Annotated in this window: 23 protein-coding genes; 4 read left to right on the top strand and 19 right to left on the bottom strand. The window is 49.2% G+C overall.

From position 1 onward, the window contains the following. The 8 genes from ligA to BLW68_RS07155 all read right to left on the bottom strand — a co-directional run bounded on the left by ligA (position 1) and on the right by BLW68_RS07155 (position 9703). Positions 1-2034, bottom strand: a complete 2034-nt coding sequence (ligA, locus tag BLW68_RS07190; protein WP_092792159.1) for an NAD-dependent DNA ligase LigA — start codon at positions 2032-2034, stop codon at positions 1-3. Positions 2035-2142: 108 nt separating this feature from the next. Continuing rightward, positions 2143-3048 carry a cell division protein ZipA gene (gene zipA / locus BLW68_RS07185; protein WP_092791765.1) on the bottom strand — a complete coding sequence of 302 codons (906 nt, stop codon included), beginning with the start codon at positions 3046-3048 and terminating at the stop codon, positions 2143-2145. 14 nt (positions 3049-3062) lie between these two features. Then, positions 3063-6476, bottom strand: coding sequence for a chromosome segregation protein SMC (gene smc, locus BLW68_RS07180; RefSeq protein WP_092791763.1), 3414 nt, complete (start codon positions 6474-6476; stop codon positions 3063-3065). A gap of 93 nt (positions 6477-6569) precedes the next feature. After that, positions 6570-7187: a mechanosensitive ion channel domain-containing protein gene (locus BLW68_RS07175; protein ID WP_218141327.1), complete on the bottom strand. Its 618-nt coding sequence runs from the start codon at positions 7185-7187 to the stop codon at positions 6570-6572. A gap of 24 nt (positions 7188-7211) precedes the next feature. Next, positions 7212-7706, bottom strand: a complete 495-nt coding sequence (locus BLW68_RS07170) for a YcgN family cysteine cluster protein (protein WP_092791760.1) — start codon at positions 7704-7706, stop codon at positions 7212-7214. Positions 7707-7708: 2 nt separating this feature from the next. Beyond that, entirely contained in the window at positions 7709-8371 is a 663-nt protein-coding gene (locus BLW68_RS07165) for a fumarylacetoacetate hydrolase family protein (protein WP_092791758.1), read from the bottom strand. Positions 8372-8376: 5 nt separating this feature from the next. Then, entirely contained in the window at positions 8377-9405 is a 1029-nt protein-coding gene (locus BLW68_RS07160) for a lytic murein transglycosylase (RefSeq protein WP_092791756.1), read from the bottom strand. Positions 9406-9430: 25 nt separating this feature from the next. After that, entirely contained in the window at positions 9431-9703 is a 273-nt protein-coding gene (locus BLW68_RS07155; protein WP_092791754.1) for a YcgL domain-containing protein, read from the bottom strand. Positions 9704-9868: 165 nt separating this feature from the next. On the opposite strand from BLW68_RS07155, the gene minC reads away from it, so the two are divergent. The 3 genes from minC to minE are packed head-to-tail and all read left to right on the top strand — an operon-like array spanning position 9869 to position 11660. After that, positions 9869-10576, top strand: a complete 708-nt coding sequence (minC, locus tag BLW68_RS07150) for a septum site-determining protein MinC (protein ID WP_092791752.1) — start codon at positions 9869-9871, stop codon at positions 10574-10576. A gap of 10 nt (positions 10577-10586) precedes the next feature. Then, complete coding sequence (minD, locus tag BLW68_RS07145) at positions 10587-11396, top strand: septum site-determining protein MinD (RefSeq protein WP_092791750.1); 810 nt, start codon at positions 10587-10589, stop codon at positions 11394-11396. A 3-nt stretch (positions 11397-11399) separates the two neighbouring features. Next, positions 11400-11660 carry a cell division topological specificity factor MinE gene (gene minE, locus BLW68_RS07140; protein WP_068230267.1) on the top strand — a complete coding sequence of 87 codons (261 nt, stop codon included), beginning with the start codon at positions 11400-11402 and terminating at the stop codon, positions 11658-11660. Between the two features lie 69 nt (positions 11661-11729). Here the strand turns inward: minE and BLW68_RS07135 are convergent, their stop codons facing one another. From BLW68_RS07135 to BLW68_RS07115, 5 genes are all read right to left on the bottom strand, one after another. Continuing rightward, entirely contained in the window at positions 11730-13655 is a 1926-nt protein-coding gene (locus BLW68_RS07135; RefSeq protein ID WP_092791748.1) for an alpha/beta hydrolase family protein, read from the bottom strand. Between the two features lie 144 nt (positions 13656-13799). Further along, positions 13800-15185, bottom strand: a complete 1386-nt coding sequence (locus BLW68_RS07130; RefSeq protein ID WP_092791747.1) for a DUF4397 domain-containing protein — start codon at positions 15183-15185, stop codon at positions 13800-13802. Positions 15186-15331: 146 nt separating this feature from the next. After that, entirely contained in the window at positions 15332-16465 is a 1134-nt protein-coding gene (gene rnd, locus BLW68_RS07125) for a ribonuclease D (RefSeq protein WP_092791745.1), read from the bottom strand. Positions 16466-16528: 63 nt separating this feature from the next. Further along, entirely contained in the window at positions 16529-18184 is a 1656-nt protein-coding gene (fadD, locus tag BLW68_RS07120) for a long-chain-fatty-acid--CoA ligase FadD (RefSeq protein ID WP_092791744.1), read from the bottom strand. A gap of 156 nt (positions 18185-18340) precedes the next feature. After that, the gene (locus tag BLW68_RS07115; RefSeq protein ID WP_245728293.1) at positions 18341-19192 is read right to left on the bottom strand and encodes a class I SAM-dependent methyltransferase; all 852 of its coding nucleotides are present in this window, start codon (positions 19190-19192) and stop codon (positions 18341-18343) included. A gap of 274 nt (positions 19193-19466) precedes the next feature. Here BLW68_RS07115 and BLW68_RS07110 point away from each other — a divergent pair, with 274 nt between their 5' ends. Beyond that, positions 19467-20765, top strand: a complete 1299-nt coding sequence (locus tag BLW68_RS07110; protein ID WP_092791743.1) for an alkaline phosphatase — start codon at positions 19467-19469, stop codon at positions 20763-20765. 208 nt (positions 20766-20973) lie between these two features. Here BLW68_RS07110 and BLW68_RS07105 read toward each other — a convergent pair whose 3' ends face one another. From BLW68_RS07105 to yoaA, 6 genes are all read right to left on the bottom strand, one after another. Then, positions 20974-21486, bottom strand: a complete 513-nt coding sequence (locus BLW68_RS07105) for a chalcone isomerase family protein (protein WP_092791741.1) — start codon at positions 21484-21486, stop codon at positions 20974-20976. Further along, positions 21470-21970, bottom strand: coding sequence for a DUF2878 domain-containing protein (locus BLW68_RS07100; RefSeq protein ID WP_092792151.1), 501 nt, complete (start codon positions 21968-21970; stop codon positions 21470-21472). Before BLW68_RS07100 ends, BLW68_RS07105 begins: the two co-directional genes overlap by 17 nt. Further along, positions 21970-22707, bottom strand: coding sequence for an SDR family NAD(P)-dependent oxidoreductase (locus BLW68_RS07095; protein ID WP_092791739.1), 738 nt, complete (start codon positions 22705-22707; stop codon positions 21970-21972). Before BLW68_RS07095 ends, BLW68_RS07100 begins: the two co-directional genes overlap by 1 nt. A 61-nt stretch (positions 22708-22768) precedes the next feature. Further along, complete coding sequence (locus BLW68_RS07090; RefSeq protein ID WP_092791737.1) at positions 22769-23071, bottom strand: hypothetical protein; 303 nt, start codon at positions 23069-23071, stop codon at positions 22769-22771. Between the two features lie 62 nt (positions 23072-23133). Beyond that, entirely contained in the window at positions 23134-23841 is a 708-nt protein-coding gene (gene tsaB / locus BLW68_RS07085) for a tRNA (adenosine(37)-N6)-threonylcarbamoyltransferase complex dimerization subunit type 1 TsaB (protein ID WP_245728292.1), read from the bottom strand. After that, positions 23834-25768, bottom strand: a complete 1935-nt coding sequence (yoaA, locus tag BLW68_RS07080; protein WP_092791735.1) for a DNA repair helicase YoaA — start codon at positions 25766-25768, stop codon at positions 23834-23836. Before yoaA ends, tsaB begins: the two co-directional genes overlap by 8 nt. Positions 25769-25834: the final 66 nt, after the last annotated feature.

Below are 25834 nucleotides of genomic sequence, written 5' to 3'. Positions count from 1 at the left end.
TTAGCTCACTCCGTACTGCGCAAATACATCCAGCATCTGTTGCTCACTCCACACCGGTACATTCAGCTCGGTGGCTTTGGCCAGTTTAGAGCCGGCATTATCACCGGCAATTACCGCATGAGTTTTCGCCGATACTGACCCCGACACCTTAGCGCCCAACCGTTGCAACCTGGCTTTGGCATCATCACGCCCCATACTGACTAAGGTGCCGGTAAGCACTATAGTTTGCCCGGCTAAAGGTTGTTCAGTTTGCGCCAGTTGCTCTATAACCGGCCAGTTAATACCGGCATCTTCTAAGGCTTTAATCACGCTTTGGTTATGTGGCTCGGCAAAAAAGCTTTTTACATGCTCGGCGACGACAGTGCCAACATCGGCAACTTCCAGCAGTTGCTCCAGCGTGGCCTGCTGCACGTTGGCTAAAGTGGCAAAGTGATTCGCCAGATTAAGCGCCGTAGCCTCGCCCACTTCGCGAATACCCAGTGCATAAATAAAACGCGGCAATGTCGTTTGTTTCGACTGCTCAATAGCCGACAGCAGCTTTAACGCCGACTTTTCGGCCATCCGCTCCAGCCCTACCAGTGCTGCCATATCCAGGCCATAAATATCTGCCGGCGTTTTTACCAGTTGCTGATCAACCAACTGCTCTACCAATTTATCGCCGAGGCCTTCTATATCAATGGCTTTGCGTGACACAAAATGCTTAATTGATTCTTTTAACTGCGCTGCACAAAATAAACCGCCGCTGCAGCGTGCTACGGCTTCGCCACTAACCCGCTCTACCTGCGAGCCACATACCGGGCACTGCGGTGGAAATACAATATCCTCTGCCGTTTGCGGGCGCTGCTCCAGCACGACCGAGACTATTTGCGGGATCACATCTCCCGCCCGGCGCACTATTACGCTGTCGCCTACTTTAACGCCCAGCCGTGCTATTTCGTCCTGATTGTGTAAGGTAGCATTACTAACAGTAACACCGCCCACTACCACTGGTTCCAACCGCGCTACCGGCGTAATAGCCCCGGTGCGGCCCACCTGAAATTCAACATCCAGTAAAGTGGTGAGCATTTCCTGCGCCGGAAACTTAAACGCAATTGCCCAGCGTGGTGCACGGGCAACAAAACCCAGTGCCTGTTGCTGGGCTAAATCGGACACCTTTATTACCACACCGTCTATTTCATACGCCAGTTGGCTGCGCCGCTGCAGAATGTCCTGATAATAAGCCAACGCTTGTTCTGCCCCGCTTACCAGACGAATTTCCGGGCACACCGGCAGGCCCCAGTCTTTTAACTGCATTAAACGCTGATAATGGCTTTGGCTGCTGAGCAGGCCTTGCGGATCATCAACTGCGCCCACGGCATAGGCATAAAACATTAATGGCCGCTGCGCACTGATTTTCGGATCAAGCTGGCGCAAACTGCCTGCTGCGGCATTGCGCGGGTTAGCAAACACTTTTTCACCGGCCGCACGGGCCCTGTCATTCATTTGCGTAAAACCGGCCAAAGGCATAAACACCTCACCGCGCACTTCCAGCACTGCGGGTAGCGCTTTGCCTTTGAGTTTTAATGGTACCGCACGAATGGTTTTCACATTGCTGGTGATATCTTCACCGGTATAGCCATCGCCACGGGTAGCAGCCTGCACTAATATACCATTTTCATAGCGGATGCTTACAGCCAGGCCATCCAGCTTTGGCTCACAGCAAAAGCTGAATTCAGCACTGTTATCCAGCCGCTCGGCCATGCGTTTATAAAATGCACTGAAATCGGCGGCATCAAAAGCGTTGTCCAGCGATAACATCGGGATGCTGTGGCTTACCTGGCCAAACTTTGCCAGCGGAGCTGCGCCAACCCGCTGGGTGGGTGAATCAGAGGTGATAAGCTGCGGATGCTCTGTTTCCAGTTGCTGTAACTGGCGGTATAAGCGGTCATATTCAGCATCAGGTACCGTGGGGTTATCTAACACATAATACTGATAACTGTACTCTTCCAGTTGCTGACGCAGTTGTTGCAGTTGCTGCAAAATAGCCTGACTCATAAAATAACTTTGCCTGTAAAAATTTACGCCTGAGTTTGCCATAACAAAAACGGCAGGACTACTGCCTGCCGTTTTAGCTGATGTTATTTTCGCCGTTCGCTGCCAGCTTTAGCCGTGGATCAAACGCTGGCGCTGAAATTCGCGGATTTTATCCACATAGTGCCGCACCGTTTGCACCGTTAACACGCTGCGCTGGCCATCCAGCACCTGGCCGCCGAATTCTTCTGCCAGTTTTTTTGCGGCATTGTGCATCAGGTTAAAGTTCTGCAGCGGCTCGCCAGGGCCGGGCAAGGTCATAAATAAACTTACGCCACGGGTGCCCAGCTTTTCGATATTTTCTAAGTCAAAGGTGCCGGGGTTAAACATATTGGCCAGGCTGAATAACACCGCGCCTGAGCCAGCACTGTCCAGATGACGGTGAAAAATATCCATTTCGCCGTATTTAAAGCCCAGTGTCAGTAATGACGACAGCAGATCCGGCCCTTTCATCTCTTTGCCTTCAGGCAATAACACATACAGGATCAGCACTTCGGCGGGCTCTTCTTCAACCACGGCTTCTGTTTGTGGCTCAGGCTCGGGTTCAGCCTCAACAGCATAGTCAGCCTCGGTGTGCAGCCTGGGTTCGTCATCATCTGCCAACGCAGAAAAATTCAATTGTGGCTCTTTGGGCTCGTCAAACGGCAGCTCGCTTTGCACTTCGGTCTTTACCGGCGCGGCCGGTGGGCGCTTTGCTGCTGCAGTTTCAGCGCGTTTAAACACTGATGTTTTTGCCGGCGAAACTGCCGGTTTCACTGCGGCGGTTTTATCGCCGGCTTTTATCACCCGCACCGCGCCTACACCCAGCTCGTCAAAGCCATCTGCTTTTTCTTCTGCGGCCTTAGCAGCCTGCTCGTCATAATACCTGTGCTTGGGCTGGCCGGCGTTTTTACGCACTGTCCATAACCCATGCAACAACAATGCGCCTAACACTAAGGCGCCGAGAATAATAAAAACCAAACGTAATTCGTCAGCCATAAGGTTACCTTTAATTAAGAGGCTGCTGCCATTTTAACAGCATCATCCACATCGACAGCAACAACACGTGACACACCGGGCTCCTGCATTGTCACGCCCATTAGCTGTGCCGCCATTTCCATGGCAATTTTATTGTGGCTAATATAAATAAATTGTACTGTTTCTGACATTTCCCGCACCAGATTGCAAAACCGGCCAACGTTGGCGTCGTCCAGTGGCGCATCTACTTCATCTAACATGCAAAAAGGTGCCGGATTAAGCCGGAAAATCGAAAACACCAATGATAAAGCGGTTAAGGCTTTTTCACCACCCGATAATAAATGTATTGTACTGTTTTTTTTACCAGGCGGTCGCGCCATGATAGTAACACCGGTTTCCAGTAAGTCATCCTCGGTCAGCGCCAGATAGGCACTGCCACCACCAAATACCTTTGGAAACAGCGTTTTTAAACCTTCGTTTACCTGCTCAAAGGTGTCTTTAAACTTTTGCCGTGTTTCTTTATCTATCTTGCGAATAGCCGTTTCCAGTGTTTCCATCGCTGAGGTTAAGTCGTTATTCTGTGCATCCAGATACTGCTTACGCTCAGCTTGCTGCTCGTACTCTTCAATAGCCGCAAGGTTTATAGGCCCAAGCCTGCCAACAGCGTCAATGGTTTTATCCAGCTGTTGCTGCCATAGTGCCTCTTCAGCGTCGGCCGGTAATTGCGGCAGAATATCTTTCATACTGGCCTGCTGCTCGCGCAGCAACTCCAGCATATTGTTAGCGCGTACACGATAACCTTCACTATCAAGGCGCAGCTCTTGAAGCTCGCTGCGCTTTTTATTCAGTATTTGCACAATACCCTGCTGCCCCTGCTCTAACTGGCGGATTTGTTGCTCGGTCGCGGCCAGTAATTCCTGCTGTGCAATCATCTGTTGCTCTGCTTCCTCGCGCTCCAGCAGGCTGTGTTGCAATTGCTCCTGCAATATCAGCTCGGGTTCATCGTCCGGCTGCAGCTTGTTGCTTAATTGGTTTAACTGCTCCTGTAACTGCTGTTGCTGCACTATGGCACGTTGCAAGCTTTGCTGCAGCGCGAGTAATTGCTGCTCAGCCACTTTTTGTTGCATCAGCAATTGCTGTTGCTGGCTGCGCTTTTGTTCAAACTGAGCGCGCAGTTGCTGTAACTGCTGCTGTTGGGTGCCGCTTTGGCTGTGTAACAGCTGCTGGTCTGCTTCGTGCTCCAGTAATTGCTCAGCGCTTTGCTCCAGTGCCTGCATCAGTTGCTCTATGCTCTCTTCCAGTTGCGCCTGGCGTAACTGCAATTGTTCGCGTTCTGTTGCCAGCTTTTGCGCCAGTTTTTGTGCTTGCTGCAGCTCTTGCTGGGCCAGTAACACGCCGGTTTGCTGCTGTTGTATTTGTCGCTGCACCTGCTGCAGGTTGTGTTGTGCCTGTTGCAGGGTATCGGCCGCCTGCTGCCGAGCCTGCTGCTGGGTAGCCAACTGTTCGGCGATGCTTTGCTGCTGTTGCTCAGCACTGGCCAGCTCAGTAACCAGCTGGGCTAAACGTTCCTGGCGCAGTAAATAACTGTCTTGCGCCGCGGCACTGGCCAGCAGCGCCCAGTTGCTGCCAAGCCAGTAACCCTGCTGACAGATAACTGACTGGCCGGCTTTAAGAGCGGCAACACTTTGCTGCGCTGCTGTTAATGTTTCTGCCAGCAAAATATGGTTAAAGCTGTCCGGATAAACGCCTGCCAGTATTACCTCAGCCAGCGTGCCCGCTATGGCTGGCTGTTTATTAGCCGTTACCACAGTGGCGGGTTGCCCGGGAAGTTGCGCCGCCACCGCAGCATGCTGCAATTGCCCCAATACCAGCGCAACAGCACCGGCCCAGCCGGGTTTAACCTGCAACTGGCGCAATAACTGTTGCTGTTCGTTATCCTGCTGCTTTTGCTGTTGCTGCAACTTTAGCTGCTCACGCTGCAGCATCTGCAGTTCACTATTGGCGTTTAGCAGCTCAGCTTCCAGTTGGCGGCTAAGCTGCTCATGCTGCTGTAAATCATCCTGAGCCTGGCTATGCGCCTGAGTATGTTGTTGCAACAGTTCTGTGGTGAGTTCAAGCTCAGCACTCAGCTGGCTAATGCGCAACTGCAGCGGCTCAAGCGACAGCTCTGTGGTTTCCTGCTCAAGTTGCTGTTGTTGTTGCTGTACCTGATTTAACTGTTGTTGCTGGTTCTGCAACTGCAACTGCTGTTGCTGCTGTTGTTGCTGTAAGCGAAAATGCTGCTGTTGCCAGTGCTGAAATGCCTGTTGTTGCTGTTGTTGTTCATCTTCCAGTTGCTGCAGTTGCTGGGTAAGTTCATCCAGTTGCTCGCTCAGTAAGGCCAGTTGCGGTTCGTCCTGTTGCAACTGTTGCTGCAGCTCAGTTTGTTGCGCCTGCTCGGTGGCAATAAAGTCTTCTGCCTGGCTCAGGCTGTGCCTGGCCTGCTGCATTTGTGCGCTGAGCGTTTGCTGTTGCTGACGCTGATGCAAAATTTGCTGCTCCAGCCGGCTGATCGTGGCACCTTGCTGATAAAACCGGCTTTGCACCAGATCCAACTGCTGCCTGCCATCCTGTGCCTGTTGTTTTAGCTCCAGCAACACACGCTGATCGCCCAGCTCCTGCGACTGAAATTTTTCCAGTTCGGTTTGCTGTTGCTGTAATTGTTGTTCCAGCGTGCTAAGCCGGTTGCTGTACTGCAGCCATTTTATTGTTGTCAGCTCGGCTTTAAGTTTACGCTCTTGCGCTTTAAGCTCTTTGTAGCGCTGCGCTGCTGTAGCCTGGCGTTTTAACTTTTCAATGTTTTTACCCAGCTCTTCACGCACATCGGCCAGCCGGTCGAGGTTTTCGCGGGTGTGTTTAATACGGTTTTCCGTTTCACGGCGCCGCTCTTTGTATTTGGAAATACCGGCGGCTTCTTCGATAAACACCCGCAGCTCTTGCGGGCGGGATTCTATCAGCCGTGAAATCATGCCCTGTTCAATAATGGCGTAGCTGCGCGGCCCAAGACCGGTGCCAAGGAAAATATCGGTAATATCGCGCCGGCGGCATTTGCTGCCATTTAAAAAGTAATTCGACTGCGCATCACGGGTAACAATACGTTTAATCGCTATTTCACTGCGATCAGCCAGGCCACCGGCCAGACGGCCTTCCGTGTTTTCAAATACCAGCTCTACTGACGCCTGTGACACCGGTTTGCGCTGCGACGAGCCGTTAAAAATAACATCTGTCATGGCATCACCACGCAGATTTTTAGCTGAGCTTTCACCCAGCACCCAGCGTACCGCATCAATAACGTTAGATTTACCACAACCATTGGGGCCAACCACAGCCGTCATCTGCTGTGGAAAAGGCACACTGGTGCTGTCAACAAACGACTTAAAGCCGGACAGTTTGATTTGTTTTAAGCGCATCTGGGCAACATAGTATTATTGTTATCATTGCTTTGGAGTTATCATTGCGTTGGGCAAAATGTAACAGCAGGCATTTGTGCTGTCACGAAAAAATCAATCACTTTTCTGGCCAATCAATACCTTACGCCGCCAGCGCTGGGCTTTTTCTACCACCGTATTACTCACCACTTTGCGGCTTTTCTTCGGAAATACGATAACAGGGCGCGATATTAACAGGTTATTCGGGTATACCACCTGCTCATTATCTTTAGTGCGCAGTACGGTGCTAAACAGGTTAATTTCAACAATACGACCTTCGAGATAATTCCCGCCGTCAATTACCCGCACTTCCATGCCTTCGGCAAAAGCTTTTTGCCCCAGCAGAATAAAAAATGCGGTAATATTGCTCAGCAAACTCCAGGCGGCAAATAACGCCACACCTATCACGGCAATCATGGACGATGCCAGCACCAGCAAACCACGGATATCAATACCCCAGATTATGCTTAGTACTACCACCAATAACAGCACCAGCAGAATATGAAACACCGCCGCTGCGCGTTTATTCATCTCGGCTTTGAGTTTACTGTGGGCGATAACCTGATACAGCAGCGGCATAACCCGGCGGCTGATAATAAAATACAGCACCACCACCGTTACACTAAGCAATAGCTGAACGGTGATCGGGCTAAAATGGGTAAACATTTGTTGAATATAATCAAAAAATGACACGACAGTAACTCCGCTCTGCGCTGTTTAATCCAAATCGTTTAATGGCCAGCGCACGATAAAATCTTCAAAGTCGTCCAGGTTTACCTGTAACTCGGAAATGGTTTTATTACGCACTGACATTTGCTTTTTATGCATTAAGCTTTTTTTGCCGCCGTTTAATAACGGATGCCAGTGCGGCAAGCCACGCCCTTCATGCAAACGCCGGTAGGCGCAACTGGTAGGCATAAAGAAAATGTGTTTCAGGTTTTCTTTTGTCAGCGCTATGCAGTCGGGCACCAGCACAGTGCGCTGGGTATATTCGGTGCACTCGCATTTATGGCTGTTTAAATAGCGACAGGCGATATTGGTGTAATGCACCTGTTCATCCTGATGCAGCACGGCTGTCGGCCCTTCGTCCTCGTCGTCGTCAATAAACTTATTTAAACAGCATTTGGCGCAGCCATCGCATAAGGCTTCCCACTCTTCAGTGTTCATTTCGTCCAGGCTTTTCGCTTCCCAGAACCGCTCTGCTAACGCCATTTTTAGTTTACCTTGCTATTTACTGTAAAAAGGTCGGCCAGTTGTAGCTGCAGCGTATCGCCAGAGCTGAGCGGGCCAACGCCTGCCGGAGTGCCGGTAAGCACGATATCGCCGGGCAACAGCGTAAAATGCTGACTCATTTCGCTGATAAGCTGGCTAATACCCCGGATCATATTAGCGGTATTGCCTTGCTGGCGTGGTATGTCGTTAACGGTCAGGCTGAATTCCAGTTGCTGCGGGTGCTGTACCCGGCTTTTTTCAACAAAACCGGCTACCGGACAAGCGCCATCAAAACCTTTGGCGATCTCCCACGGCCGCCCCAATTGCTTAAGCTGAGCCTGTATATCACGAAGCGTCAGATCCAGCGCTAAACTGTAACCCCAGATAGCCTCATTTACCGCAGCGTAGTCAGCCCGTCGCAGTGGCTTACCAATAAGCACAGCCAGTTCAGTTTCGTTATGCACTGCGCCCTGGGTAGCCGGAATCGCAAAACCGGGGGCCATTGCACACAGCGCGGTAGAGGGTTTAATAAAAAACAGCGCTTCAGGGGCCGTTTTGCTTTGCATTTCGGCAATATGATCCTGATAGTTCTGACCGATGCACACGACTTTACCGACAGGCAAGTCGATAAGATTCCCGCTAGTATTCAGGTGTTGATAAGCCATTAATATTAATCCTCAGCCACAATTAAATCGGCCAGATAGCCCACGCTGGTAACAAAGTAATAAGAGCGGTTCCAGTGCATCAGCACTTTGTAGTTGTCGTACGCCAGAAAGGCACGGCCACCTTCGCCATCGGGTAACACCAGCGCAGCTGTCAGATCACGGGCCGGTAAAGCCGTTTTATTCAGCCGCTGCACTCCCAGCTTGTTCCAGTCTGCCAGGCTGCGCTCAGATTGCGACCAGCGTCCCAGCCATTCATTGCGCTGCAGGCTGCCGCGGGCAATCGCATTGCCTGCATCAAAGCCCTCTGGCAGCAAGACTTCGCGGCCCCAGGTTTTGCTGTTATCCCAGCCTTGTTGCTTTAAATAGTTGGCAATAGAGGCAAATACATCTAGCTGATTAGTCCAGATATCTTTTTTGCCATCGCCATCGCCATCTTGTGCATAGGCCATAAAAGAGCTGGGCATAAACTGGCTTTGCCCCATGGCTCCGGCCCACGAGCCTTTCATATCATCCAGGCTGATATGCCCTTGCGCCAGAATATCCAGCGCATGATAAAACTCTTGCTTAAAAAAGGTTTCGCGCCGGCCTTCATACGCCAACGTGGCTAACGCCGATGGCACCGAATAGTTGCCCATGATGCGGCCAAAGCTGCTCTCCAGCCCCCATAATGCAACAATAAAGCGTGGTTGCACGCCATATTTCTGGCCAATTTTCTCCAGCTCAGGTAAATACTGCTGATAACGCTCGCGCGCCATTTTTATCCGGGTTTCGCTTACACGCTTGGGTAAATAAGTACTGAGGGTTTCGACAAATTCCGGCTGGCTTTTATCGGCAGAGACAATACGTTCGTGAAACGTCAGCGAAGCAAATACCGGCTCAAGCAATTCAGGCGCATAGCCTTTACTTAGCGCTTCTTGCTTTAACGTTGCGGTGTAGTCTGCAAAGCTTGGTTTGCTGTCGGTGGTTTGCTCCTGGGCTATTACAGCCACACTGAAAAAGGTACTTACGGCAACACAGATAAGAGATCTAAACATAAAAAAACCTATTGATAATGGGAAGTTACTGTTGTAACAGCTTTTTGTGTTCTGCCAGTAAGTTGTCTACCGGCGGCGGTATCTGTAAATAATAACCCTGCTGCTGCAATTGCTGTTTTACCTTCTCGATATCCGCCAGGGCTAAATGTTCCCGCCCGGCCAAATTGATTAGGGTAACCAGCACAGGCGTGCCAAAGGTTTGCAGCAGGGCTTCTGGCACCTTGCTAAAATCATCTCTGCGTTCAACATACAGATAGGTACTGTCTTTTCGCACACTTTTATAAACGGCACACAGCATCGAATAAAACCACGCATCAACCTTGCTTAACTAAGGGCTAAACTATAACATGACAGCCTTGTATTGCGTACCCGCAGACTCGCGGCAACGCAAATAAATGCCGGGGTTTGGCTAAGTGAAAACACCCGGTTATGGTAAATAATAACAAGTGCGCACTATACCCTTATGTCAGATCAGTCTTTGGAACTAAAAGGCAGCTTATTTCCTTTATCGGTGCTGTCATGTGCCGATCTCAGTGTCAGTTCACTCTCTTGGCAACTTAAGCAGAAGCTGGCTCAGGCTCCGGCGTTTTTTTATCAGGCGCCTATTATTCTTAATTTAGCGGATGTAGAGCAAGCTCCTGATTTTCATGCGATAAAACAACTCTTTACCGAGTTAAAACTGGTGCTGGTGGGTGTGTGTGGTGCCAGCAGTGAGTTAAAGCAACAAGCGCAGCAGGCTGGCCTGGCCGCATTACAACTGGCCAAAGACAGCAAAACTGCGGTAACCGCCAGCAGCAATACACGCCAGACAGCAGTGGTAACCAGCACAGTTAACGTACCGATGGACAGCAAAATTGTTGAGCAAACTGTGCGCTCTGGCCAGCAGGTATATGCCAAAGGTGCTGATTTAATTGTTAAAGGTACTGTTGGTGCCGGTGCCGAAGTCATTGCCGACGGCAATATTCATATTTATGGCACCTTGCGCGGCAAAGCTATTGCCGGTGCGGGCGGTGACAGCACTAAACGTATTTTTTGTTACAACTTACAGGCTGAACTGGTGTCTATTGCTGGTAATTACTGGCTTAGCGACAGCCTGCAAGGCGATTTTTGGGGTAAGCCGGCTTGTATAAAATTACAAGACGACCAACTGGTATTAGCAGAATTAGCGTAAGGATTTCACTATGGCAAAAATCATAGTAGTAACGTCAGGAAAAGGCGGCGTAGGTAAAACCACTTCCAGTGCTGCCATTGGTACAGGCCTGGCGTTAAAAGGCAACAAAACCGTTATTATCGATTTTGATATCGGACTGCGTAATTTAGATTTAATTATGGGCTGTGAGCGGCGCGTAGTGTACGACTTTGTTAACGTGATCAACGGCGAAGCCAATTTAAAACAAACACTGATCAAAGATAAGCGCACCGATAATTTATTTATTCTGCCTGCTTCGCAAACCCGTGACAAAGACGCGCTGACCAAAGAAGGCGTAGAACGGGTGTTAAACGAGCTGGCAAAAGATTTCGACTTTATTTTATGTGACTCGCCCGCCGGTATTGAAGCCGGTGCCATGATGGCACTGTATTTCGCCGATGAAGCAGTAGTAGTGACCAACCCTGAAGTATCATCAGTACGCGACTCAGACCGTATTCTCGGTATGCTGTCGAGCAAATCCCGCCGCGCCGAACAAGGTCTGGATGCCATTAAAGAACACCTGCTGCTGACACGCTACAACCCTGAGCGGGTAGAAAAAGGCGAAATGCTCAGCGTAGAAGATGTAAAAGAAATTCTGTCGATTGATTTGCTGGGAGTTATTCCGGAATCACAAGCCGTGCTTAATGCCTCAAACTCAGGCCAGCCGGTGATCCTGGATAAAGACAGCGATGCTGGCCAGGCGTATTTAGATACTGTTGATCGCTTGTTGGGTGAAAAAGTGCCGTTTCGCTTTTTAACCGTAGAGAAAAAAGGTCTGTTAAAGCGGATTTTTGGAGGATAAAGGATGTCATTACTGGATTATTTTCGCTCGAGTAAGAAAACCACCGCCAATACTGCCAAAGAGCGTTTACAAATCATCGTGGCGCATGAGCGCAGACGGCGTAACAGCCCGGATTATCTGCCGCAGCTGGAGCGTGATATCTTAGAGGTAATCCGCAAATACGTGGATATTTCGCCGGAAGATATTGCTGTGTCACTGGAGCAACGCGGCGATGAACTGTCGGTGCTGGAGCTAAACGTTACCTTCCCGGAAGATAAGCGTTAAAGTACTGCTATCGACAATAAGCCCGCTGAATGCGGGCTTATTGTTTTAATGTCGCTGTAATTTTCCGGCTTAATTAACGGCAATTTGCTGCACTGGCAACTGTAAATGGCTTTTCAGAAAACGATCCATCACTTTAAAAGTTTCCAGCCGGTGGCTGTTGGTGCTCAGGTAATGATCGCCGTCTTCCAGTTCAATATATTCTACTGATTTTTTCTTGCTTTTCAGTGCTCTGAACATCGCTGTGCTTTGTTTTACCGGCACAGAACGATCTTTAGTACCGTGTATTAATAATACCGGCACCTGAATTTTCTCGGCATGTGTCAGCGGTGATCGCTGCTCCAGCAGGTCGAAATTATCGCCTATTTGCTTTTTAACAATTTCATAATTGGTAAAATTGCGCTGCGATTTTACCAGCGCTTCTACATCAGTAACGCCGGCAAAACTTACCACACACTGATATAAATCCGGTGTTTTCACGGCGCCCATCAAAGCGGCATAACCACCGTAGCTGGCGCCAACTATGCAAATGTTTCCGGGTACGGCTATACCTTGTTCAATTAACCAGCGCGTACCGTCTTCTACGTCATCCTGCATTTGCAAACCCCAGCCTTGCAGGCCCATTTGCATAAAATCAAAACCATAGCCGTAAGAACCACGAAAGTTCATCTGCAGTACGGCGTAACCACGGTTAGCAAAAAACTGTGTCCAGTAGTCAAAACCATCATTATCAAAAGATATAGGCCCACCGTGTGGAAAAACAATGGTAGGCAATGATCCCTGCTGATAGCCTTTTGGCGTGGTCAGATAGCCTTCAATAGTTAAACCATCGCGGGCTTTGTATTGAATCTTTTGTTTTGCCGCCATCAACTCCGGCTCGAGTTGGCTGAATTTAGGCAGCAAAAACTGCATAGCTTTGGCTTTACGATCGCCTAACAAATAAGCACCGGCGTTGGTTGCACTGCTGGTTAATACTACATAGCGGTTTTGGTCATGGCTCATACTAACAATATAATTATCGGCATCAGGTAAGGCATCATCCACCGCCTTCTGGAACGCCTGATACTTAGGGTCTATATAGTCTTCGCCAATGGCAATAATCTTCTTGTCCTGCCAGGAGTAAGAAATATCAGCAGGAACATCGTAATCAGGATTGGCTTTTATCAGCTCAAGCTCTGGCTTGTCTTTAGCCAGATCAACTTTAAATATGGCTTTTTTGCCATTATGGTAGGCCGACACATATAACAGGTTTGGGTCTTCATCAAAGCCGATTGGCCAGATCGTCTCTTCTGATAAGGCTTCAAACTGCCACAGTAAGCGGAAGTCTTTACTGTTTGGTTTTTTTTCTTTTATCTGAAACTGAACATCGTCACGAAAAATAGCGATACGCGGTTTGTGTTGTCTGTCGGCAACCCAGTCGATCAGGTTCTCACGGGAATGTGCAACAATCTCAGACATAGCACCATCAAGACTAATTTTAACCACACTGGTGCCTACTCCATAGTTAAAGCCATCTAGCGCCAGCAAAAAATGCTCTTCATCTTCCGGCATTAACGCCACAATATTTGATTGAAATTGCGGAGTACGTACCAGTTTACGTTGCAGCTGCCCCCGGACAACACTACGATTTTTACCGGTTTCAGTGTCAATTACCATTAAACGGGTTTCAGTTACCGGCGTACCCTGGCGGTGAGAAGCATAATTTGCTTTCATTAATAACTGTTTATTATTGGCCCAGATAACCGAATAAATTGTCAGCTCTCTGCTATCAGCTTTCACCAGAAACTTCTGCTTTCCGGTTTCCAGATCAAACAGTTTTACCAGCACCAGCTGCTCTTTTTCGGTATCTACTGTCTGGATCATGGATAATTTAGTGCCATCGGGCGATAACTTTAACATGTCGATAGTTGGTGCGCTGGCAAAGGCTTCTACCGGCAATTCAGCAGCGTTAACCACGCTGAATAACAAAGCCAACACTACACTTATGCATCCTTTCATTATTATTCCTGATTTTATCAATAATGTTGCTGCACATTAGCAAAACCGGATTATCTCAGCAAAATATTTCTTTATATGTTTATAAAAACAAAGCCCGCTTAATGCGGGCTTCAATATCATGTTACGGCAGTGCCCGTTTTATACTCACGGCACAGTTACAAAGTCATCCATCAGGATTAAACCTATCATGGTTGCATCCAGATTTACGCCATCACGCGCTATGGCAGTGTAAATGCTATTTGCCTCCAGGCTTACCGGCGCTTCAATAGCTGCGGTTTTGCTACCGGTTGGCGTTACAGTAACCACATAATCACCGCCAGCCAGCGCAACATAGCCAGTTTCAGCTTTAAAGGGTACATTACTAAAAGCCGGTGTTGCGGTGGCAATATCACCATCAGCCGTGACATAAATATCTACATTACCCGCCAGCGTAGAGCCGTGCACAATACGCACTTTGGCTTCAGTTGCCACCCGCCGTGGCATATCCGCCAGGATCAGCGGTTCAACTGTCTCTTCACCCAGAGACCCTACTGCCAGCACGCTGTAAAAAGCGCCGGCCTCCACGGTAACGTCAGCATCGATCACCACTACACTATTGTCGGCATCGGCAGCAACTTTTACGTTGTAAGTATCAGGTTCTACTGCAACATAATCTGTAAAATCAGGGAATGCCAGCGCATCTACCAGCGTTATAGCGTCGTTGACTATCACATCTACCGCCGGGGCATCAGAGACATTGTGCACTACCCTTACTGATGCCGTAGCACCGGCATCCAGAATGGCCAGCTCGCTGCCATCCTGACCTACTGCTAACAGCGACACCGGCGATTCACCTGAATACTGGCTGTCAACAGCAGCAACAACCAGATCCGTACCTGCAGCGCTTAAATCCAGCGTACCGCTATCAAACACTACCGTTTCATTATCAGGTAAGGTAATACGCACGCGGTATGCAGCAGGGTCCAGCACTAATGGATCAGTAAAATCTTTAAATGAGAAGGTCACCGCCGGGGTGCCAAGTTCGGCGTCTGGTGCGGTAACATGTACACTGACTTCAGGCGCTGTAGAAGCAGCATGCACTACCTGCAGGCGGATTTTTCCCGCGGCTACGTCATCCACTGTACCGGTAACCACTAAAGGCTCAAGTGATTCCTCTGCAACCTTGCCAACAGCAAATACAGTGTAACGGGTTGCTTCTTCAAGTGCTAAATCCAGTGGACCTATTACCGTAGCGGTGTTGTCTTCCCCCGGTAAAATAGCATCAACCGCGATGCTGTAAGTCGCCGGAGGCAGTGACAGCACCTCTGATGCTTCGCCAAAGGCCAGGCTTTCTATAGCAGCATCACCATTGGCTAACACATTAACATTAGGTGCGTCTATCGAGGTATGAACTACCTGTACCGTAGCATCAACCACTACTGGCGGAGGCGGTTCTGGTGTTGGAGCGGGATCGTTGTCATCATCTAACCAGCAGCCTGTAAGAGACACTGCCAGCACTGCAGGTAAAGCAAAGCTTTTTATTTCATTCATTGTTGTAACCCTTCAGTTGTGAATTGCTGAAGTGTTACGCCAGGGTTTTTGCTGAGGATCAGCACAGTTTTATGACAAAAATCGAATAAAAATGTCGAAAAAAAGTACTAATCCAAAACAGACAAACCTACGTAGTGACGACTCTTTTACAGAGTAATATGTGCCGGAACAGGTAAAAATGGCTTTAAATATTCAGTACGCCACCCTTTTAAATACTCGGGCCTTGGCAACAGCTCGCGCTCTTGATCAGTTACCCGCCAGCACCAGTTCAGGTACTCATTAAGCTGGCGTTTTACTGACATAAATTCAGCCGGAATATTATGCTCAACCGATGCTTGTTTAATCGCTTGGGTAAGTTGGGTCACCGTTTCTTTATAACCGGCAAACTGCGACGGGTGATAAAAACGCTGTGGGCACTCTGTTTGCGGCAGCTCTTTCGCGGCACGTATCAGTTCAATCAGCGCCTTGGCATGGCGGCGCAGTTCCCGTGGTGGCATACCCGGAATATTCAGCAAGCTTTCAGCTGTTGCCGGGCGGCGTTTGGCCAGTTCAATAAGCTGAATATCTTTGATAATAAGCCCCAGCGCCAGATCCCGTTGCATAGCATATTGCTGGCGCCAGGCGGCTAACTCACGCAGCACCGCCAACTCTCTGGGCGTAAGCTGCCAGCTGTTTTTAATGTCCAGATACTTAAATTCCAGCGGTAATTGCTGCTCACGCCGTTGCATTAACTGTTGCCCTTCAGCCAGCAATAGTTGCTGCTGCATGGGTGTCATTTGCGCGGTAAGGTGCTGGTACAGCGGGAACAAAAAATGCACATCATTTGCCGCGTACTGCAGTTGGGTTTGTGACAAAGGCCGTGCCAGCCAGTCAGTGCGGGATTCACTTTTGTCCAGGATCTCGCCACTAAGTTGTTCTACCAGCCGGGCATAGCCCATGCTGCTGCCCCAGCCTAACAGCTCAGCTGCCAGCTGAGTGTCAAACAGTGGTGTTATCTGCATAATGCCAATTGTGGCCAGCGCTTCTATATCTTCACTACATGAGTGTAATAATTTGATCAGCTCCGGATTGGCAAACAGCTGCCGTAACGGCTGCCAATCGGTAATAGATAAAGGGTCCACCAGCGCCAGCTGCTTACCATCATATAATTGGATTAAACCCAGTTTAGGAAACAACGTACTTTGCCGGATAAACTCAGTGTCTACCGCCAGTAATTTACTGTTAGCTACCTGCTGGCAATAGGCTGCCAACGCGTTGTTTTCTGTGATTACACCAATCATCTGTTACCTGTTATACGCTAAAACAAAAGCCGGCTGAAGGCCGGCTTTTTGTAGTGTTGCACATTATCCGCGCAGTTCACGCCGCAAAATTTTACCAACATTAGTTTTTGGCAATTCTGTGCGGAATTCTACCAGTTTAGGCACTTTATAGCCCGTTAAATGTTGCCGGCAGTGCTGGATCACTTCCTGCTCAGTCAGGCTGGCGTCTTTCTTCACAATAAACAGTTTAACCGCTTCGCCGGTGGTTTCATTTGGCACACCCACAGCAGCAACTTCAAGCACTTTATCGCTCATGGCCACTACTTCTTCTATCTCGTTCGGATACACGTTAAAGCCTGACACGAGGATCATGTCTTTTTTGCGATCTACGATATAAAAGAAACCTTCTTCATCCATACGGGCAATATCACCGGTATAAAGCCAACCGTCCCGTAATACCTTTTCGGTTTCTTCCGGCCGGTTAAGATATCCCAACATCACCTGCGGGCCCTTTACCAACATTTCCCCAGGCTCGCCGGGGGCAACGTCCGAACCTTCTTCATCAACCAAACGAATGTCTGTAGAAGGCGCAGGTAAACCGATACTGCCATTAAAGCTGGTTAAATCATAAGGGCTTACTGTTACCAGCGGGCAGCATTCTGTTAAGCCGTAACCTTCCATCAGGCGGGTGCCGGTTACTTTCTGCCAACGCTCGGCCACCGGTCGTTGTACCGCCATGCCACCACCAATAGAGGCTTTAAGGCCGCTAAAGTTTAAATCGGCAAAGCCAGGGGTATTTAATAAGCCGTTATATAACGTGTTAACACCGGTGAAAATGGTGAAGTGAAACTTCTGCAGTTCTTTAACAAAGCCTTTCATATCACGCGGGTTGGTAATAAGCAGGTTGGTTGCACCATATTTAAAGAAAGTGAAGAAATTCGCGGTTAAGGCAAAGATATGATAAAGCGGCAGTGCCGTGACCACTTGCTCGGCACCTTTTTCCAGCAATTTATCAATACAGCCACTGACCTGCTCCAGGTTAGCGACCATATTGCGGTGCGTTAACATAGCGCCTTTTGATACGCCGGTGGTACCGCCGGTGTATTGCAAAAACGCTATATCTGAACCCTGCATATCAGGTTTAGTGTATTTAAGTGTTGCGCCTTGCTGCAACGCAGTATTGAAACGGATAAACTTTGTTAGTTTATACGCTGGGATCAGCTTTTTGACATACTTAACCACCAGATTGACCACCGCACCTTTTAAGGTACCCAGACGGTCACCCATCTTGGTCAGAATAACATGGTCAAGTTTCACCTGTGCTTCAACAGCTGCCAGGGTATGAGCAAAGTTTTCCACGATAATAATAGCTTTCGCTTTAGAATCAGTGAGTTGATGTTGCAGTTCTCTAGGAGTGTACAGCGGGTTCACGTTTACTACCGCACAACCGGCCCGCAACACGCCCATCAGCGCTATCGGGTACTGCAACAGGTTAGGCATCATAATAGCGACAGCATCGCCTTTTTTCAGCCCCAGCCCGGTTTGCAGGTAAGCGGCAAAAGCTGTGCTTTGCTCGTCCAGCTCACGATAACTGATGCTTTTACCCATATTAATAAAAGCGGTTTTATCCGGATACTGGGCAATGCTTTGTTCAAATATACTTAATAATGACGGGTAATGATCGGCATTAATTTCTGCGGGTACGCCTGACGGGTAACGTTTTAACCAAACTCTATCCACCGTCCTCTCCTCTTGTCTAAGGTTATTATTGTATAGGTATAAAACCATAAGCACGCAATCTGTTGCTGCGCTTTATTGCTTAAATAGTGTTTATTGGAGTTTTTACTCTAACAGCCAATCATCCCATAATTGCTGACGTTGCACAATTAGCGTGATTTACTCCAGTGGTTTTATAAATTTCAGCGTCATACGATCACTTTCACCAATGGCAATATACTGCGCTTTATTGTACTGCCCCATCGCCAATGTCGGCGGCAAGGCATAAACCCCTTTTGGATAATTTTTGGTATCTGCCGGATTAGCATTGATTTCACTGCTTGCCACCAGTTCAAAGCCGGCCTGTTCTGCCGCCTGAATAACATAAGCTTCATCCAGATAGCCTTCAACGGCAGAGCTAGAAATATCCGACAAGCGGGCAGATCTGTGTTCAACCATACCCAACACACCACCCGGTTTTAAGGCCTGAAAAATACTCTGCAAGGTACCGTATAAATGGCCGCTTTCATTCCAGATATGCGCATTACGAAATGTCAGTACCATATCAAACTGCTCTTGCTGGGGCGGCGAAAACCGTGGCGGGTCCAGTTCAATATTGGTTACCTCGCCAAAGTAATCACTTTGTTCAGCAACCCGCTGGGTAAGCCGTTCACTGACACGGGCCCAGAAAATACTACGCTCATCTTTTAGCGAGCCATCGTTATGGCGAAATTGCGCTAACGTCAGGTTGCCCTGGTCTTTGAGAAAAGGCGCCAGAATTTCGGTATACCAGCCATGCCCCGGCCAGATCTCTAATACTGACATCTGTGGCTGAATACCAAAAAACAACAGTGTCTCGGCCGGATTACGGTACTTATTGCGTAGCTTATGCTCTTTGCTACGTTGGTCGGCATCAGCCAGCTGCTGTAATACCAGCTTAGGCTCTTCAGCCACAACAGGGGGGCAAAGCCAGGTTAACCCGGCAAAGAAAAGAGAAAATATGACTGTCTTTCTTGTAGTTATAATCGACATACACCTGACCTTACTGATTGCTGACACCACCTAGCGCTGTTGTACACAGCTAGACTAAGTAAACTTACATACATTTAGCTACATTAACTACAGCTTCGATTGTTTAGTTTTAATTCAGTTCCCTTTGTGGCTAATTTAGACGGGCTTAGTATCAGAGACAAAATAAAACATTAAGCCTGACAAAATAGCGTTTTATCGACATAGGTTTGTCATCACCCCTGTATAAAGTACACTAGCAAACCAGAACATCAAGCTCTATATAAGGTAAACCTGCATGCGCCGTCTTTTGTTATCATTGTCTGTATTACTGGCCCCGGCTGTGGCACTGGCTGCTCCGAAAAATATTATTTATATGATTGGCGATGGCATGGGCCCGGCTTATCTGGCTGGTTATCGTTATTTCAGCGACGACAAAGCCACTGCCGAAGTAGAAAATACCATTTTCGATGAGTTATGGCTGGGCATGGCCAGCACCTACCCGGATGATGACACTTACGTTACCGACTCAGCCGCCGGCGCAACTGCGCTGGCTACCGGCTTTAAAAGCTACAATGGTGCTATTTCGGTCAACCGCCAGCATATTCCTATCGGCACTATGATGCAGCTGGCAAAAAAACTGGGCAAAGCCAACGGCATTGTTGCCAGCTCTCAGGTTAACCACGCTACACCGGCGTCTTTTTTGGCGCACAATAAAAGCCGGCGTAATTACAATGAAATTGCCGATATGTATCTGGATTACCGTATTAATAACATGCCGGTAGCAGATGTCATTTTAGGTGGCGGCACCCAGTATTTTATCCGTGACGACCGTAACCTGGTTAACGAGTTTAAACAGCTGGGCTTTCAATATACCGACAGCTGGCAGCAGTTAAATACCTTAACCAAAGCTCCGGCAATGGCGCTACTGGCAGAATCAGCTTTGCCAGCCGTATTAAACAGCGAGCAGGATAACCAACTGGCCACGCTGACCGAAAAAGCCCTGCAGCTGCTAACACCGGCTGAAAAAGGTTTTGTACTAATGGTAGAAGGCAGCCAGATTGACTGGTGTGGCCATGATAACGACATCGCTTGTGCGATGGCCGAAATGCACGACTTTGCCAAGGCTATTGCCGTGGCCAAAGCTTATGTTGATAAGCACCCTGATACTATTTTGGTGATTACTGCCGATCATGAAACCGGCGGTATGTCGTTGGGTGCGGCTGGTGAATACCAATGGCTGCCAGATGTAGTACGCAAAGTTAGCGCCACCGGGCGCAGTATTGCAGAGCAGCTGAAAAAAGCAGATTCTGATAACGCCGCTGTGGCACTTTGGGCAAAGCTAACCTCAATCAGTTTAACGGCAGAAGAGCAGCAGGCACTGTTAGCTGCACGGCAACAAGATGAAACTACGCTGCGCAAACTGTCAAACCAGTTGGTTGCAAAGTACTCCTACACCGGCTGGACCAGTGGCGGCCATACCGCTGCTGATGTTGCCGTGCTGGCGTATGGCAAAGATGCTAAAGACTTTGTCGGTTTTCAGGATAATACCCAGATTGCGAAAAAGCTGATCCAATATATTCAGCAAACTAAGTAGCATGCATCTTAGTTTACACTGCGAAGTGAGAACCGATTTGCTCTAAGCTAACCGTTGAAGGCATGGATGCCTGACAAATTCGCCGGGAGCGAATTTGAACAGCTCCGCTGGCCCGGCGGGTAAACTTCAAGGAAGAAGTTTATAGTCGAGCCCCCAGGGAAGGGTTCACGGCGCGTTAGCGTGAGCAAACCGGTTCGATGGTGTCACGTTAATTTATTGCAATTAACTGGCGGCGCAATTTAGGTGCGCTAGTATCAGGGTGCAGCCAGATATCAAAAAAAGCCGTGCCAAAAGTACTATCTTCCAACACACCGGTTTCAGCGCCGTTTAAATAAAACTTAACACTGCCATCATCTTGCAACAACGCGGCCAGCGTATCGCCCTTTTTCACATCCTGCCACAGGCTTTGTAACTGCTGCGCCCACTGCTGTTGCTGTGCTTTACTGCTGTGCCCCAGTTTTTGCCATTCATCTACAGTCGCATCAATAAACTGCTGTTTGGTAATATCGCGTTTATAAGTCAGCTCCAGCAATAAAGGCGCACTTTGCTGGTAATTCTCAAACTTACCATCTTGACTGGCTAAACGGGCATCGTATAACTGCCAGAACATATAGCGGTATGAGCCCTCGCCAACTGTTGTCAGCTCCGGCACTGCCGCCGCATTAAAACCAACGCCCCCGGCAAGGCCCAGCAGCAATAACAGACTATACGGCTTTAACATACCACCTCCTGCTTTGACCAAGCGCTATGGCAATAAGCGCCCAGACCACAATCAATACCAATGCAGAGTAAAGCTGCAACGGAAACTGCAAAGCACCGCCACTTAGCGCTGCCCCGCCCCAGTAAGATAAGGGGCCGCCGCTGGCGCCCAATATGGCCGCCAGCCAGGGTTTGCTCAGTACCTTGGCCATAAACTCCACTGCGGCCAAAGCAAACACTGCCCACAGCAGTACAAACCACAACGGCAATAGTGCCTCACCGCTAAACTGTATAACGTTCAGGCGCAGCAACAGCGTGTCGATGCCGATGCCTGCCAACAATATCAGCAGTACTGCAATGCGCCCCGCTTTATCCACCTGCCACAGGCCATAAAGTAAGTACGCTAAAACTGGCAGTACAGCCTGTTGCTGAAAATATACCAGCGAAAACCAGCACAGCTCAAAACCAATCAGAGCACGCCAGTTAAAACCTTGAGTGCGCCCCATTACTGTTTCATCCTTCTGGCTACACTGTTGCGCAGATCATACGGCAGTAATGACAACAGCTTTAACAGCAGGCTTAACCGGCGCGGAAAGCGGATCCGGCTTTTCCCCTGCGCTAAACCGGTATAAATACGGCTAGCCGCTTGCGTTACCGGCACTAAAAATGGCATCGAAAAATCGTTCTTCTGCGTTAGAGGCGTATCAACAAAACCCGGCTCAATTAAGCTGATACTGATACCGCTATCGGCTAAATCTACCCGTAAACTATCAACAAAATAGCTGACGGCAGCCTTGCTGGCGCCATAGGCTTCGCTACGGGTAAAAGGGAAAAAGTGTGCCATCGAACTTACAATGGCCAACTGGGGTGCTAAAGAAGCTTTTAGCAGTGGCATAAAGTATTTGGTGGCAGCCACTACAGCATGAAAATTAATGGCAAAGGTGCGTTCAAACGCAGCCAGATCGAGATTATTGGCATCAACATATTCGCAGGTACCGGCATTAAGCAGCAGTAAATCCAGCACCACGCCGTCATCGCTTAATTGCTGCGCAATACGCTGTAGCGCGGAGTTGTCGGTAAGGTCCAGCGGTAAGGCACGGATGCCGGGCTTTTGCTCCAGTTCGCGCAATTTATCGGCCGAACGCGCCACCGCATAGACTATCCAGCCATTAGCGGCGTAATGCAGCGCTAATTCGCGGCCAATGCCGGAGCTGGCACCGGTAATTAAACAAGTAGAAGTCATAACCGTTCCAAAACAAGTAAGTACTGTTAAGACTACGGCTAAAACAGAGAGTTGGATTTACTCAGGCGTAAAGATCAACACCCAGCATCGACTGCACTTCGCTGCGCCGTTGCTCGTTGGCCTGGCTTTGGTAGGCATCTATGGCCTGTTGGCTGCGTTTGTCTGTAGCTGAGCGGAAATTGTTTTGCTGACGGCGCTCATCGTCTAAGCGATCTACAACCTCTGAGCTGGCACGCACACCGCGGCCCTGTGGTAACTCAGTTACTGCCTCGTTGCGCGGCAGCGCACGGCGAGGCTCATTACCGGCAAATACGCTGCTAATGTTGGTGGTGGCATTCAGGTTCTGATTAACGTTTAACGTCATAGCATCATCACTTAAGCAAACTGGCTTAATTATAACCAGAAAGCATTAATAACCAAGTTATTTTATCTTCCGGGCAGTTTTTGCCAGGTCACATCATCACGCACATACACCGGTTCAGCCAGCTCTGCAGCAACAAAGTGCCCGGCGCCAAGCGCCGGCAGTGCTAAAGTCAGCATATCCTGTGCCGACGGATATAAAATATCAGCCGCGATAACGGCCTGCTGTTTATGCAACAGCGCTTCAGCATAAGTTTGCCAGCCAGTACCAACAGCATAAACCTCGCCATTCAGGCCAAAACCGCTAATATCCTCTGGCTTAATAGCTATCTCTGCAACACCTGGCTGCATCAGACCATTTTGCAGGCTAAAGCTGCCGATATACACCTCTGCCATGCGCGCATCTATCGCTGCTACAACCTGCGTTGCACTGTGTAAACGCTGCGCCGCCTGTGCCATCGCCGCTAGGGTAGATACGCCATATACCGGCACGTCGGCACCAAAGGCCAGCCCCTGGGTTACCCCCACGCCAATCCGTACCCCGGTAAAGCTGCCCGGGCCACGGCCAAATACAATGCCATCGAGCTGGTTAAGGCTGACACCGGCCTGGCTTAACAGCTGCTGCACCATAGGTAAAATGCGTTTGCTATGCTGCTGCGGGCAGACTTCGTCCAGCGTCAAAATATCCGTGCCAACCTGCAAGGCGACTGAGCAAGCTTCGGTGGAGGTGTCTAAGGCAAGTAATTTTATGCCGGCCACGGTGTCTTTAATCACTTTCGCTGTCCTGTTTAATCTGTTGTAAAAAGCTTACTGCCTCGTCCAGCGAGCGGGTGCGGCGCATTGGCGGTAAGCTGGTTAAAAATACTTCGCCATAAGGCTTGGTTACTAAACGGTTATCACAAATTACCATTACGCCGCGATCGGTCACATCACGAATTAAGCGCCCTACCCCCTGCTTTAACGTGATCACCGCCTGTGGCAGTTGCACTTGTGCAAAGGGATCCAACCCGCGCAGGGTGCAGTCTTCACTGCGCGCTTGCAACAGTGGTTCATCCGGTGAGGCAAAGGGTAGTTTATCAATAATCACGCAGCTGAGTGTATCGCCGCGCACGTCTACACCTTCCCAAAAACTGCCGGTGCCTAACAGCACGGCATTATCCAGTTTAACAAACTGCTCCAGCAATAACCGCTTGCCACTGCTGCCCTGCACCAACACCGGCTGGCGCACCAGATCGGGCAGCTGTTTTGCTACCAGTTGCAGCATGCGGTGGCTGGTAAATAAAAAGAAACAGCGGCCGTTATTGGCTTCTATCAGCCGAACGGCAATTTGCAACAACTGCCGTGCCATGCCCTGCTCGTGCGGCTCGCTCATATAGCGCGGTACACAAAGCAGTGCCTGCTCAGCATAGTTAAACGGGCTTTCTAGCAGCAGGGTTTTGGCGTTATTCAGCCCCATCTGCGCGGTGTAATGGTTAAAGCCGTTATTCACCGACAAGGTGGCCGAGGTAAATACCCAGCTGCGGTTATCAGCCGCCACAATGTCACGGAACTTGTCGGCAATACTCAACGGGGTTAAATGCAGGCTAACGTGCAACCGGGTAGTTTCATACCAGAGGCTGACGCCGTTTTGCTGCATATCAGTCAGCTTTAGCAAGCGCGCTTTACACAGCGCTAAGCGCTCAAAGGCGTTATCAATTAAATCGCTGCGGCCAAGGCTGCTTTTCATCACCAAATACAGCATATCTATGGCTTCGCTAACGCGGTTCAGTGCCGTTTGCATTTCGGGCTTTTGGTAAGCCTCGCGCCAGTTACCTTTAGTCGCATCGTTACCAAACTGCAGACGCCAATCTTTGATCAACTGCGCCACTTTATCCGCGGTTTTCGCCAGTTGCGGATGATCGCGTAGTTCGGTTTTACAGGCAACATCAATATCACGGCACAGATCGAGTAACAGCCGGCTGGAGACATTTTCGCCAAAGTAGTCACTGGCGATATCCGGCAATTGGTGTGCTTCGTCAAAAATAATCACATCCATTTGCGGCAGCAGCTCGCCAAAGCCGGTGTCTTTCAGCGCTAAATCAGCAAAAAATAAGTAATGGTTTACCACCACTAAATCAGCAGCCTGAGCCTTTTTCCGTGCTTTAAGTAAGTGGCAGTCTTCATATACCGGACAGTCTTTACCCAGGCAGTTGTCGGTGGTGCTGGTAACATAAGGTAGTGCTTTGGAGTCTTCAGCTATATAACTTAGCTCGCCGATATCACCGCTTTGGGTTTCGGCCGACCACTTTTTGATCAGGCTTAAATCCTGGATCAGCTGATCATCCTGCATCGGCACATGGTTGTAATGCTGCTCTAAGCGAAACAAACACAGATAATTACTGCGGCCTTTAAGTAACGCCAATTGTAACGGGCTGGCCAGGGCTTTAACCACCTTGGGCAAATCGCGGAAATACAACTGCTCCTGCAGGTTCTTGGTACCGGTAGATAACACTACTTTTTTACCGCTTAGCAGCGCTGGTACCAAATAAGCATAGGTTTTACCGGTGCCGGTGCCGGCTTCTACCACTAAGGCGCCCGGCGTTTCGATCACCCCAGCCACCGCCTGCGCCATTTCTATTTGCGCTTCACGGGCGTTAAAACCGGCAATATGCACAGCTAAAGCACCGCCCGGCGCAAAGGCGCTGGCAACCTGCTTACGCATAACAGCTCAGATTGTGATTAAAGAAAGTAGATAGCACTGAAACAACCGGCAGCAAAATAAGGCGGC

Source organism: Rheinheimera pacifica (assembly GCF_900108485.1).
Classification (GTDB): Bacteria; Pseudomonadota; Gammaproteobacteria; order Enterobacterales; family Alteromonadaceae; genus Alishewanella; species Alishewanella pacifica.
Note: the sequence above shows the minus strand (reverse complement) of the source record. Positions and strands in the feature narration are given on the sequence as shown.